A 12,447-nucleotide genomic window follows, 5' to 3' on the forward strand; every position below is an offset into this window, starting at 1 on the left:
AGGGGGCCGGTCAAACGGAAAACTTGCGTCCGAGTCCGGATATTTCTGTTGACTCGCGAGAGCCCCTCGCGTGGCAAGGGAATAGTGAAGCCAGTCCCTCAGATCACAGATTGCAACGCCAAAAATAGAGCGTTGGATTCAAAGCAAAAGCCGGTCAGGCGGACCTGACCGGCTTTTGTAAATACTTGTAATCATTGAACGAACAGCGTTCGTCCAAATTCTGGACTTAGGCGGCGGCCTTATCCAGCTTCTTCAGGCGAGCCGCCAGACGCGACACCTTGCGCGAACCCGTGTTCGGGTGAACGACGCCCTTCGACACCGCGCGCATCAGCTCCGATTGAGCTTCCACGAAAGCGGCCTTGGCGACGGTGACGTCGCCCTTGGCGATGGCGTCTTCGAACTTGCGCAGGAAGGTGCGCACGCGCGAACGACGAGCGGTGTTGACTTCGGTGCGACGGGCGATCTTGCGGATCGCTTTCTTAGCGCCGGGATTATTGGCCATAAGGTAGGACCTTCAAACGGACAGCCCGCGGGCGGCCGCGAAGCAGGGAAAATAGAGCGCGCGGATATACGGGAAGCGTTGGCCGGGGTCAACGGTCCACAGGCCAGATTCCTGCGAGGCCGGTGACGCAATCGTTTCTTCCCGGATCACTTACCCTTGAAGGCCGGCTTACGCTTCTCGACGAACGCCGCCATGCCTTCTTTCTGATCCTCGAACGCGAACAGCGAGTGGAACAGGCGCCGCTCCAGCGCGACCCCGGTCGTCAGGGTCGTCTCATAAGCGGCCTCGACCAGTTCCTTGTTCATGGCCACGGCCAGCGGCGACTGGCTGGCGATCTTGGCGGCGACCGCCAGGACCTCGTCGACCAGGGTGTCGGCGGGGAAGATCCGGGATGCCAGGCCCGAACGCTCGGCTTCTTCCGCGCCCATCATCCGGCCGGTCAGGATCATGTCCATGGCCTTGGACTTGCCGACGAAGCGCGTCAGGCGCTGGGTGCCGCCGATGCCGGGCGCGACGCCCAGATTGATCTCGGGCTGGCCGAACTTGGCGGTGTCGGCGGCCAGGATGAAGTCGCACATCATCGCCAGCTCGCAGCCGCCGCCCAAGGCGTAGCCGGCGACGGCGGCGATGATCGGCTTGCGGCACTGCTCGATCGCGCGCGCGCCGGCGGTGAAGAAGTCGGCCTTGAACATGTCGGCGTAGCTCTTGTCCGACATCTCCTTGATGTCGGCGCCGGCCGCGAAGGCCTTGGCCGAGCCGGTCAGCACGATGCAGCCCACCGCGTCATCGGCCTGGGCGGCCGCCAGGGCCTGGGCCAGCTCGGCCAGCAGGGTGGTGTTGAGGGCGTTCAGGGCCTCGGGCCGGTTCAGACGGATCAGGGTCACGCCTGGCGCCTTTTCCGGCGCCTCGACGATCAGGGTCTGGTACTCGGCCATCACGGTCTCCTGCTTGAACGGTGCAGTTATAGAGAGGCGCGCGCGCTTGGGGAGCCCTCCCGCGTTGTCGTCGTGCGCGAAGCGGGCGACAAGGGGCGCAACCCTGGCCGGAGCTTCCGTTGACCGGACAACAAGCGCGCGAATTGACGATCCTGGCCCGGCGCGCCCTGAGCGACCATGCCGTCATTCTCTACGCCTTCCTGGCCAGCCGGCTGGCGCTGCTGGTCATCGGCCTGCTGACCCTGATCCATATCCGGCCGCTCACCACCGCCGGCAATGTGCTGAGCCTCAGCGGCCAGCAGGCGCTGAACCTGTGGGGCGCTTCCGACAGCGGCTGGTACATGGATCTGGCGCTGAACGGCTATCAGCGCGCGCCGGGCCTGGATGGCCAGGCCAACTGGGCCTTCTTTCCGGCCTATCCGGGCCTGGCCAGCGCGCTGGCCCACCTGCCAGGCCTGAGCGCGTTCCAGGCCATGCTGATCATCTCGAACCTGGCGTTCCTGGCGGCGCTGATCCTGATCCATCGCCTGGCGCGCGACGAGTTCGACCCCAGGACCGCCGATCTCTCCGTCGTGCTGCTGTGCGCGGCGCCGGGCAGCTACATCTTCTCGGCCGCCTATACCGAGGCGCTGTTCCTGGCCTGCGTGACCGGCGGACTGGTCCTGATCCGAAGCCGGCGCTGGCTGGCGGCCGGCGCGGTCATGGCGCTGGCCGTCCTGACCCGCAATCTCGGCGTCGGCCTGCTCTTGCCCTATGCCTGGACGGTGTTGGAGCGGCTGCGGGCCGCCCCTCGCCCTCGCGCGGCGGAGCTGACCCGTATCGGCCTGGGCGGCTTGATCCCTGTCGCGGCGCTGCTCGGTTTCATGCTGTATCTGAAGGCCCGCACCGGCGACGCCCTGGCCTTCATGCATGTGCAAAAGGCCTGGCATCGCACGTTCGGCGACCCCTTCTCGGTCCTGGTGAACGGCCTGCTGCATCCGTCGACGGTGCACGACGCCAACCTGCTGAGCCTGGCGGCCAGCTGGCTGGCGATCGGCCTGCTGATCGTGCTGGCCGCCATGCGCCGCTGGCGGCTGCTGAGCCTGGCCCTGTTCCTGACCTTGGTTCCGCTGGCGGCCGGCCTCAACTCGTTCGCGCGCTACGCCCTGGTCGTGCTGCCGCTGTGGCTGGTGGCGGCCAGGCTGCTGGCCGATCGGCCCAAGCTGGCGCCGGCCGTCATCGCGGCCCTGGCCATGCTGAACGGCTTCCTGATGGTGACCTGGACCCTGGCCTTGAGGGTCGCCGCATGAACCGCGTCCTTCGCGCCCTGGGCCTGGCGACGTTCGCGGGCCTCGCGATCATCCTGTTGATCCAGATGTGCAGCCGCGCCGACCAGGCCTACGAAGCGGCCACGCCAGTCCGCAGCGATATCCGCGCCGTCACCGTGCTGTTCGACCATCCGGTCGGACCGCTCATTCTCTATTATGGCTGGAGCGCGCCCACGCCCGACCAGGGCGCGATGTCGACCATCCTGCGGCCGACCCTGCTGCTGCCGACCTCCACCGCGGCGGGCGATGTCGAGCTGACCCTGGTCCTGGCCTCGCCCGCGCCCCGAACCCGGCCGGCGGACGTGAAGGCCGGCGATGCGCCGGTCGGATCCCTGCCCGTCGGAACCTGGAGCCCGGCCGGCGGCGGCGAGGAGACGGTGCGCTTCGTCGTCCCCCGGTCGCAACGGGTGCTGAGCTACCAGTTGCGGGTGGACTTCGACCTGGCCGGTGCGGACGGCGCGGCCCAGCCGATCCGGATCGTCCGCGCCTCGACCCGGATCCTGCGCGCGCCCTAGACCTGGCACACCGGGCAGAAGAAGGTCGACCGCCCGGCCTGGACCTCGCGCGCGATGACGCCCTTGCAGCCGGGGGTCGGGCACGGCTCATCCTCGCGGTCGTAGACGCGGAAGCGGTGCTGGAAGTAGCCCAGGGCGCCGTCGGCGGCGGCGAAGTCCTTCAGGGTCGAGCCGCCGACCTCGACAGCCTCGGCCAAGACCTCCTTGATCGCCGTGGTCAGGGGCGCGAGGCGCTTCTTGGCGATGCCGCCCGACGGCTTGAACGGCGAGATGTGCGACCGGTGCAGGGCCTCGCACACATAGATATTGCCGAGGCCCGCGACGGTCTTCTGATCCAGCAGCAGGGTCTTGGGGCCCTGCTTGCGATTGGCGAAGGCCTTTTCCAGCGTCTTGGCGTCGAAGCCGTCGCCCAGCGGCTCGGGACCCATGGTCGCGAACCACGGGTGGTGGCTGACCCGGTCGGTGGGGATCAGGTCCATGAAGCCGAACCGGCGGGGGTCGTAATAGGTGACGGTGGCGCCGTCCTCGGTCTCGAAGACCACGTGAGCGTGCTTGTCGTCGGGCGTGACCTCGCGGGCGAAGTCGCCGGGCCTGACGCTGCCTTCGGGCGCGGCGATCTCGAACCGGCCGGTCATGCCGAGATGCATCACCAGGGTGTCGCCGCGATCCAGCGGGGCCAGGATATATTTGGCCCGGCGGTCCAGCCGCAGGATCTTCGCCCCCGTCAGCCGCTGGACGAAACCGTCCGGCAGCGGGAAACGCAGGTCGGGCCGATTGGCGCGGACTCGAGCCAGGCGCGCCCCGGACAGAACGGGTTCCAGGCCTCGACGGACGGTCTCGACTTCGGGCAATTCGGGCAAGGCAAACCTTCGGCGGATGACGCGACGCGTGACGCGGGCTAAGAGCGTCCTGTCATATAGAGAGTTCGGCCCAAAGACGTCATGAGCAACACCTCCGCCAGCTTCGGTTTCACGGATGTCGACGCCTCGCTGAAGGCGGGCCTGGTGCGCGGGGTCTTCGACCGCGTCGCCAAGAACTACGACATCATGAACGACCTGATGAGCGGCGGCGTGCACCGGCTCTGGAAGGACGCCGTGGCCGCGCGCCTCAACCCGCAGCCGGGCGAGATCATCGTCGACTGCGCCGGCGGCACCGGCGACATGGCCCGCCGCTTCGCCAAGATGGCCCGCAACGCCCAGGAGCGCCGAGGCGGTCCGGACGCGACCATCAATATCGTCGACTACAACGCCGAGATGATCATGGCCGGCATCGAGCGCGGCGGCGAACCCGAGATCACCTGGACCGTCGGCGACGCCCAGCGCCTGCCGCTGCCCGACAACTACGCCAACGCCTATGTGATCAGCTTCGGCATCCGCAACGTCACCGACATCGACGCGGCCCTGCGCGAGGCGCGCCGGGTGCTGAAGCCCGGCGGCCGGTTCCTGTGCCTGGAATTCTCCCGGCCGGTGACCGAGGCGCTGGCCAAGGCTTACGACGCCTACAGCTTCAAGGTCATTCCGCAGGTCGGCGAGTGGGTCGCCAAGGATCGCGACGCCTATCAGTACCTGGTCGAGAGCATCCGCCGCTTCCCCGACCAGCGCACCTTCGCCGGCATGATCGAGAATGCCGGTTTCAAGCGGGTGACCTACACCAACTTCACCGGCGGCGTCGCGGCCCTGCACCAGGGCTGGGCGCTCTAGAACGGTGACCAGCTTTTCCGCCTTCTGGCGCCTGACCGGAGCGGGCTGGGCCCTGGTCCGGGCCGACGCCCTGATCCCGCGCGAGGTCGAGCCGCTGTTGCCGACCTCGGCCAAGTGGGCTGGACGCGTCCTGCGCCTGTTCGCCGGCGGCGCGTCCAGGCGCGGCCGGCCGGGCGAGCGCCTGGCGCATGTGCTCGAGCATCAAGGTCCAGCGGCGATCAAGATGGGCCAGTTCCTGTCGACCCGCGCCGATATCTTCGGGACCGCCTTCGCCGACGACCTGGCGCGCCTGAAGGACCGGCTGCCAGCCTTCCCGCTGGCGGTGGCCAAGGCCGAGATCGCCCGCAACCTGGGCAAGCCGCTGGCCGAGATCTATGCCGAGATCGGCGAGCCGGTCGCCGCCGCCTCGCTGGCCCAGGCCCATCCGGCCACTCTGGTCGATGGCCGCAAGGTCGCCGTGAAGGTGCTGCGCCCCGGCGTCGAGCGCCAGGTCGCGCAGGACACCGCCGTGCTGCGCCTGGCCGCCCGCCTGGCCGAAAAGCTGGCTCCGGCCTCGCGCCGCCTGCGCCCCACCGAGTTCGTCGAGGTCGTGATCCGGGCGCTGGACCTGGAGATGGACCTGCGCTTCGAGGCCGCCGGCTGCGCCGAGCTGGGCGAGGCCATGGCCATCGACCCCTATATGCGCGCCCCGCTGGTCTGCTGGGAGGGCGTGGGCAAACGCGTCCTGACCCTGACCTGGGCCGAGGGCGTCGCGCTGTCCGACCCTGCCGCGCTCGAACTGCCGGGCCTGGATCGCAAGGCCCTGGCCGAGAACGTCACCCGAGGTTTCCTGGCTCAAGCCCTGGACCACGGCCTGTTCCACGCCGACCTGCACGAGGGCAACCTGTTCGTGGCCGCGCCGGCCGAGGTGGTCGCCGTCGACTACGGCATCGTCGGGCGCCTGGGTCCCGGCGAGCGCCGGTACCTGGCCGAGATCCTGTACGGCTTCCTGAACCGCGACTACGCTCGGGTGGCCAAGGTGCATTTCGACGCCGGCTACGTTCCGGCCCACCAGGACATGGACGCCTTCGCCCAGGCCCTGCGCGCCGTCGGCGAACCGGTCTTCGGCCGCAACGCCCGCGACGTCTCGATGGGCCGCCTTCTGGCGCAGCTGTTCGAGATCACCGCCCTGTTCGACATGGCCCTGCGGCCGGAGCTCGTGCTCCTGCAGAAGACCATGGTCACCGTCGAGGGCGTCGCCCGCCGCATCGACCCGACCCACGACCTGTGGGCCGCCGCCGACCCGGTGGTGCGCCGCTGGATCGGCCGCGAACTGTCGCCCGCCGCCAAGGCCCGCGACTTCGCCGAGGAAGCCCTGCGCGCCATCAAGGCCCTGGCCCGCCTGGCCGAAGCCCCGCCGGCGCCCGTCGCCGTGGTCCCTGAGCGCCAGCACGCCTGGCCCCTGCTGTGGTTCCTGGTCGGCGCGGCCACGGCGGGCGCGGCTTTCGTCACCGGCCTTCTGCTGGCGCGGCCTCCAGTCTAGCTTTCCGCCGGCTCCCGCTCGCGTCGGTTGAACGCCGAGGCCCGGCGCGCCTCGCGGGTCTTCTGCTCGTCCCAATAGGCCGCGCCTTCGTCCGGCTTGAACATCGTGCGCGGCGCGCCCTCGCGCGAGACCACCGCGAAGACATTGCCCTTGGGGTCGTAGATCAAGAGGTCGCCGTTCGAGCGCTTCAGGGTTTCCGAGCCCTTGGGTGGATCGCTGACAAAGGCGTGGACCTTGGCGACATAGTCGTCGGCGGTCTTGGCCTCGAACGTCGCGCCGTTGCGTTCGAACGAGCGCTGGGCGTTCTCTTCTGCCGACCGCGTACGGTTGGCGGCCCAGTAGGGCTTGCCCGAGACCAGCTTGACCGGGGCGTCGCGCGGATCGGCGCGCCGGCCGCCGCTGCTGCTTTCGCCGCCGGTCAACGGGGGCGCGACATCGGCGACCGCCCGCTCCCCGGCCTTCTGCGCCTTCACCGCCGAGGCCCCGCTGTCGCAAGCCGCGAGGCCCGCCAGCAACAAGAGCGCCGCCGCGCCCGACAAGACGTTTCGCACAATCTTCATGATGGCATCGCCCCGTTTATCTACTTTTACGTTTATTGAACGAAAGCGGAACACGAGTCGAGTCCCTTCTTTCACTCTGGCGCTTTGGCCCCGGGGTGGGCATGTGCAGGGACAAGACGCATGCGAGAGCGGAGCGCGACGTTGAGCGGTAAGCGGGTTCTTCTGATCGTCGGCGGCGGCGTGGCGGCCTACAAGGCACTGCTGCTGACCCGCCTGCTGCGCAAGGCCGGCATCGGCGTGCGACCGATCCTGACCAAGGCCGGGGCCGAGTTCGTGACGCCGCTGTCCCTAGCGGCCCTGGCCGAGGACAAGGTCTATCAGGAGCTGTTCTCGCTGACCGACGAGCACGAGATGGGCCATATCGAGCTCTCGCGCTCGGCCGACCTCGTGGTGGTCGCGCCGGCGACGGCCGACCTGATCGCCAAGGCCGCCAACGGTCTGGCGGGTGATCTCGCCTCCACCACCCTGCTGGCCACCGACAAGCCCGTGCTGATGGCCCCGGCCATGAACGTGCGGATGTGGCTGCACCCGGCCACCCAGCGCAACATCGCCACCCTAAAGGCCGACGGCGTCAGCTTCGTCGGTCCCGAGGAAGGCTCCATGGCCTGCGGCGAGTTCGGCTATGGCCGCCTGGCCGAGCCGGAAGAGATCTTCGCGGCCATCGTCGCGCAGTTGGAAGGCCCCGCCGCCCGGCCGCTGGCCGGTAAGCGCGCCCTGGTCACCGCCGGTCCGACCTTCGAGCCGATCGACCCCGTGCGCGGCATCACCAACCGCTCCAGCGGCAAGCAGGGCTTCGCGATCGCCGAGGCGCTGGCCAAGCTGGGCGCCGAGGTGACCCTGGTCGCCGGCCCCGTCGCCCAACCCACTCCGGTCGGGGTCAAGCGGGTCGACGTCGAGACCGCCCGCCAGATGCTGGCCGCCAGCAAGGCCGCCCTGCCCGCCGACGTCGGCGTGTTCGTGGCCGCCGTCGCCGACTGGCGCGTAGACGAGGCCTTTGGGACCAAGTTGAAGAAGGAAAAGGGCGGCCCGCCGGCCCTGACCTTCGTCGAGAACCCCGACATCCTGGCGACCCTGTCTGCCAGCGGCCCACAGCGACCCAAGCTGGTCGTCGGCTTCGCGGCCGAGACCGACCATGTCGAAGAGCACGCCCGCGCCAAGCTGGCCCGCAAGGGCTGCGACTGGATCATCGCCAACGACGTCACCCAACCCGGCGTGATGGGCGGGGGCGAGAACGCCGTGCTGCTGATCACCCAGGACGGAACCGAGCGCTGGGACCGCGCGGCCAAGGACCAGGTCGCCAGCCAGATCGCTCAGCGCATCGCTCAAGCCCTGGCCTGATCGCGGGCAAATCAGCTACAGCCGGGCGGTCTTTCAGGAGCGCCCCCTATGTCCGCCATCCCCGCCGGTCTCGCCATCCGCTTCAAGCGCTGGGAAGGCCAAGCCGACCTGCCGGTTCCGGCCTATGCCAGCGCCGGCGCGGCGGGTTTCGACCTGCGCGCCCACGTGCCGGAAGACGCGGCGATGGTGATCAAGCCGGGCGCGCGGGCCATGGTCCCGACCGGTTTCTCGGTGGCGGTGCCGGAAGGCTATGAGATGCAGGTGCGCCCGCGCTCGGGCCTGGCCTTCAAGAACGGCGTCACGGTGGTCAATGCGCCGGGCACGGTCGACAGCGACTATCGCGGCCAGGTCTGCGTGCTGCTGATCAATCTGGGCGAAGAGGACTTCACGATCCGTCGCGGCGATCGCATCGCCCAGGGCGTGATCGCGGCGGCCCCGCAATGGCCGATGGTCGAGGTCGAGGATCTGGACGCCACGGATCGCGGCGCCGGCGGCTTCGGCTCGACGGGCTCGAAGTAGCTAGAACGTCGGGGCCGCGTGGACGGCCTTGAGACCGATCATCAGGTAGCCGCCGAAGCCGGCCGCGAAAGCGGCCGCGGCCATCCACAGCACCGGGCGGATCATGTCGAGCGGCGTCTGGGTCTGCGTCTTCATGGGGTAACTCCTGCGACCTTGAGCGGGGGCCAGCGGGAACTCGCGCTGGAGGAGATACGCACTCCCGGGACGTTGGTTGCGTTGGGGAGCGGCTTTTACTCTGTCGTGATTCCGACGCAAGCGGAAATTGCGACCGGACGCCGCAGGCGGTTTTGCGCCTCAAAGTAGAGCGTAGATAGTCCGAACACGGAAGGTATCGACGCAGGACTAGTCTCAGGTATAGAGCGGTGCGTCAAAACGCCGCCCGGCACGTGGATTCCTGAGTTTTACTGGGCTGGAAACCGGTTTCCTTCAGTAAGATTCCAGTGAACACTGGTCTTCTTCACAGCCTTACGGGCTTGTTAACCCTGAAAGCGCAGTTGTTGGCCGAACTACCGGGCCGGGGACACTGCTCATGTCTAATCTGAAAGTTGCGCACAAACTTCTGGCTGCATTCGCCGCGCTGGTGATCGGCGTCGTCATCGCCGGCGCCCTGGTGGCCGCCAGCCTGAATTCGATCCAGAAGATCACCGCGCTGAACGAGCACAGCTACGCCTATATCGACGCGATCGCCGACACGACCGGGGCCCTGGTCGAGGAGCAGAACGCCGTGCGCGGCTATGTCGCCAGCCTGGACGCCTCGTTCCTGAAGAAGCGCGCCAAGTATCACGAAGAATACGAGGCGGCCTTCAAGCGCATCGCCGCCGGGGTCGAGGACGCCGACGAGAAGGCCCGCGCCGACGCGCTGGTCGCCGCCGTCGAGACCTTCGAGACCGAGACCGGCAAGCAGCTGGCCGACGCCGACAACCTGGCCACCCGCGAGCAGGCCCGTTCGGAAATCGCCTCGACCGGCCGCCTGACCAATGTCCGCAAGGTGCTGGAGGCGATGACCAAGATCGAAGACCAGCAGCTGGTCGAGCGTCGCGCCGAGCAGGCCAGCGCCTTCCGCGCCGGCCTCTTCACCCTGGCCATCGGCGGCGCTGTCGCCGTGGGCGTGGCCATCCTGATGGGCTGGCTGCTGTCGAACGCCATCGCCGTCCCGGTCACCGCCATGACCGCCGCCATGCGCCGCCTGGCCGGCGGCGACAACACCGTCGACGTACCCGCCGTGGGCCGCAAGGACGAGATCGGCGGCATGGCCTCAGCCGTGCTGACCTTCAAGGAAGCGGCCATCGAGAAGATCCGCCTGGAAGGCCTGTCGGTCGAACAGCGCGCCGAAGCCGAGCGCCATCGCGAGGCCGGCGAGGCCGAACGCGCCGCCAACGCCAAGGAACAGTCGGTCGTGGTCGGCCGCGTCGGCGAAGGCCTGGAGGCCCTGGCCGGCGGCGACCTGACCTTCCGCCTGAACGAGGCCTTCCCGCCCGCCTATCGCAAGCTGCAGGCCGACTTCAACGCCGCCATGGACCAGCTGGCCCAGACCATGACCGTGATCAACGGCGCGGTCGGCGGCATCCAGGCCGGCTCGGGCGAGATCAGCCACGCCGCCGATGACCTGTCGCGCCGCACCGAGCAGCAGGCCGCCAGCCTGGAAGAGACCGCCGCGGCGCTCGATGAGATCACCGCCACGGTTCGCAAGACGGCCGACGGCGCCGGCAGCGCCCAGCGCACCGTCGACAGCGCCCGCAAGGACGCCGAGCGCGGCGGCGACGTCGTCGACCGCGCGGTCGCGGCCATGACCCAGATCGAAGAATCCTCGTCCAAGATCGGCAATATCGTCGGCGTGATCGACGAGATCGCCTTCCAGACCAACCTCTTGGCCCTGAACGCCGGTGTCGAAGCCGCTCGCGCCGGCGAGAGCGGCAAGGGTTTCGCGGTTGTCGCCCAGGAAGTGCGGGCCCTGGCCCAGCGCTCGGCCGAAGCCGCCAAGGAGATCAAGGCCCTGATCGGCGCCTCGACCCAGCAGGTCGACGAAGGCGTCGGCCTGGTCGGCGAGACCGGCGAGGCCCTGCGACGGATCATCGCAGGCGTGCAGGACATCAACCGCATCGTCGCCGAGATCGCTGCTTCGGCCCAGGAGCAGTCCACCGGCCTGCAACAGGTCAATACGGCCGTGAACCAGATGGATCAGGCCACCCAGCAAAACGCCGCCATGGTCGAGCAGAGCACGGCCGCCAGCCATGCGCTGTCGAACGAGGCCCGCGAACTGGGCCGGCTGGTGCAGCGCTTCCGCCTGGCCGAGAGCTCGAAAGCCCGCCGCGCCGCCTGATCGAAAATCCTCGTCCGGCGTTAATTGAAAATTGGACGACTGCGTCCATTTATCCCTTGCTGAGCGCGTCGGACGAGACTATCCGGCGCGCTTGAAGCCTTTCGACAGGGGTCAGGGTCATGGCGACGCCGGGTAACAAGAAGCTGGTTCCGATGATCGTCGGCGGGGTGGTCCTGCTGGGCGTGGTCGTCGGCGGGACCCTGTGGTTCCTCGACAAGCAACGCTACGAAGCGACCGACAACGCCTTCGTCCAGGCCGACACCGTGCAGGTCAGCCCGCAGGTCAGCGGTTATGTCGCCGAGGTGCTGGTGGCCGACAACCAGCGGGTCGAGGCCGGTCAGGTGCTGGCCAAGATCGATCCGTCGACCTTCCAGGCCCGTGTTGACCAGGCCATCGCCAATGCCGGCGCCGCCGATGCGGCGATCAAGGCCGTGGACGACAAGAACAGCCTGGAACAGGCGATGATCGCCCAGAAGGCCGCTGGCGTGACCAGCGCCCAGGCCGACGCCGGGCGCGCCAAGGCCGACCTCGACCGCTATGCCAGCCTGGCCACGCAAGGCTGGGTTTCGCAGCAGAAGGTCCAGACCGAGCGCGCTGCCGCCACCCAGACCGCCGCCGGCGTCGCCAGCGCCCAGGCCGCCCTGGAGGCCGAACGCCGCGCCGCCCAGTCGCTGGGCTCGGCCAAGGCGCAAGCCATCGCCCAAGCCGCCGCCGCCCATGCCGCCGTCGAGCAGGCCAAGCTCGACCTGGAACGCACCGTGATCCGCGCGCCGGTCGCCGGCGTGGTCGGCGCCCGCTCGGTGCGTCCGGGCCAACTGGTCCAGCCGGGTGTCGCCCTGATGTCGGTCGTGCCGCTGGGCCAGGCCTTCATCGTCGCCAATTTCAAGGAAACCCAGGTCGCCCGCATCCGCGTCGGCCAGCCGGTAGAGATCAAGGCCGACGCCTTCGGCAAGCAGAAGATCGTCGGCAAGGTCGACAGCTTCGCCCCCGCCACCGGCCAGGAGTTCGCCTTGATCCCGGTCGAGAACGCCGTCGGCAACTTCACCAAGATCACCCAGCGCCTGCCGGTCAAGATCGTGGTCGACCGCAGCCAGCTGGGCGCGGCCCTGCGTCCGGGCCTGTCGGTCGAGATCAAGGTCGACGTCCGCGACCGCTCGGGCCCCTCGTTCGCCGAGGCCGGCCAGGCCGAGCCGCAGGTCGCCCGTCAGGGCGAGGCGCGCTAGGGGCGG

At 68.8% G+C, this 12,447-nt stretch carries 13 protein-coding genes; 8 read left to right on the top strand and 5 right to left on the bottom strand.

The genetic code is table 11. From position 1 onward, the window contains the following. Positions 1 to 226: 226 nt before the first annotated feature. Positions 227 to 502: a 30S ribosomal protein S20 gene (rpsT, locus tag AC1RRR_RS21915; RefSeq protein ID WP_454718605.1), complete on the bottom strand. Its 276-nt coding sequence runs from the start codon at positions 500 to 502 to the stop codon at positions 227 to 229. A 146-nt stretch (positions 503 to 648) separates the two neighbouring features. Continuing rightward, positions 649 to 1,437 carry an enoyl-CoA hydratase gene (locus AC1RRR_RS21920; RefSeq protein ID WP_492816050.1) on the bottom strand — a complete coding sequence of 263 codons (789 nt, stop codon included), beginning with the start codon at positions 1,435 to 1,437 and terminating at the stop codon, positions 649 to 651. A 119-nt stretch (positions 1,438 to 1,556) separates the two neighbouring features. Here AC1RRR_RS21920 and AC1RRR_RS21925 point away from each other — a divergent pair, with 119 nt between their 5' ends. Both AC1RRR_RS21925 and AC1RRR_RS21930 read left to right on the top strand, forming a co-directional pair. Beyond that, the gene (locus AC1RRR_RS21925; RefSeq protein ID WP_492816052.1) at positions 1,557 to 2,726 is read left to right on the top strand and encodes a hypothetical protein; all 1,170 of its coding nucleotides are present in this window, start codon (positions 1,557 to 1,559) and stop codon (positions 2,724 to 2,726) included. Continuing rightward, the gene (locus AC1RRR_RS21930; protein ID WP_492816054.1) at positions 2,723 to 3,259 is read left to right on the top strand and encodes a hypothetical protein; all 537 of its coding nucleotides are present in this window, start codon (positions 2,723 to 2,725) and stop codon (positions 3,257 to 3,259) included. Before AC1RRR_RS21925 ends, AC1RRR_RS21930 begins: the two co-directional genes overlap by 4 nt. Here AC1RRR_RS21930 and mutM read toward each other — a convergent pair. Beyond that, entirely contained in the window at positions 3,256 to 4,119 is an 864-nt protein-coding gene (mutM, locus tag AC1RRR_RS21935) for a bifunctional DNA-formamidopyrimidine glycosylase/DNA-(apurinic or apyrimidinic site) lyase (RefSeq protein ID WP_492816056.1), read from the bottom strand. The genes AC1RRR_RS21930 and mutM overlap by 4 nt on opposite strands. An 81-nt stretch (positions 4,120 to 4,200) precedes the next feature. On the opposite strand from mutM, the gene AC1RRR_RS21940 reads away from it, so the two are divergent. Both AC1RRR_RS21940 and ubiB read left to right on the top strand, forming a co-directional pair. Next, positions 4,201 to 4,959 carry a class I SAM-dependent methyltransferase gene (locus tag AC1RRR_RS21940; protein WP_492816058.1) on the top strand — a complete coding sequence of 253 codons (759 nt, stop codon included), beginning with the start codon at positions 4,201 to 4,203 and terminating at the stop codon, positions 4,957 to 4,959. Between the two features lie 4 nt (positions 4,960 to 4,963). After that, positions 4,964 to 6,481: a 2-polyprenylphenol 6-hydroxylase gene (gene ubiB, locus AC1RRR_RS21945; RefSeq protein WP_492816060.1), complete on the top strand. Its 1,518-nt coding sequence runs from the start codon at positions 4,964 to 4,966 to the stop codon at positions 6,479 to 6,481. On the opposite strand, the gene AC1RRR_RS21950 is transcribed toward ubiB, so the two are convergent. After that, on the bottom strand, positions 6,478 to 7,041 hold the full coding sequence (locus AC1RRR_RS21950; RefSeq protein WP_492816062.1) for a hypothetical protein: 564 nt from the start codon (positions 7,039 to 7,041) through the stop codon (positions 6,478 to 6,480). The two genes, ubiB and AC1RRR_RS21950, sit on opposite strands and share 4 nt — an antisense overlap. A gap of 120 nt (positions 7,042 to 7,161) precedes the next feature. Between AC1RRR_RS21950 and coaBC the strand changes: the two genes are divergently transcribed. Continuing rightward, the gene (gene coaBC / locus AC1RRR_RS21955; protein ID WP_492816064.1) at positions 7,162 to 8,379 is read left to right on the top strand and encodes a bifunctional phosphopantothenoylcysteine decarboxylase/phosphopantothenate--cysteine ligase CoaBC; all 1,218 of its coding nucleotides are present in this window, start codon (positions 7,162 to 7,164) and stop codon (positions 8,377 to 8,379) included. A gap of 48 nt (positions 8,380 to 8,427) precedes the next feature. Then, entirely contained in the window at positions 8,428 to 8,898 is a 471-nt protein-coding gene (gene dut, locus AC1RRR_RS21960) for a dUTP diphosphatase (RefSeq protein ID WP_492816066.1), read from the top strand. On the opposite strand, the gene AC1RRR_RS21965 is transcribed toward dut, so the two are convergent. Next, complete coding sequence (locus tag AC1RRR_RS21965) at positions 8,899 to 9,033, bottom strand: hypothetical protein (protein ID WP_492816068.1); 135 nt, start codon at positions 9,031 to 9,033, stop codon at positions 8,899 to 8,901. Positions 9,034 to 9,427: 394 nt separating this feature from the next. On the opposite strand from AC1RRR_RS21965, the gene AC1RRR_RS21970 reads away from it, so the two are divergent. Together AC1RRR_RS21970 and AC1RRR_RS21975 are read left to right on the top strand one after the other, a co-directional pair. Beyond that, positions 9,428 to 11,218 carry a methyl-accepting chemotaxis protein gene (locus tag AC1RRR_RS21970; protein WP_492816070.1) on the top strand — a complete coding sequence of 597 codons (1,791 nt, stop codon included), beginning with the start codon at positions 9,428 to 9,430 and terminating at the stop codon, positions 11,216 to 11,218. A 119-nt stretch (positions 11,219 to 11,337) separates the two neighbouring features. Further along, entirely contained in the window at positions 11,338 to 12,441 is a 1,104-nt protein-coding gene (locus AC1RRR_RS21975) for an HlyD family secretion protein (protein ID WP_492816072.1), read from the top strand. Positions 12,442 to 12,447: the final 6 nt, after the last annotated feature.

The organism is Caulobacter sp. GW821-FHT12D05 (genome assembly GCF_058807295.1).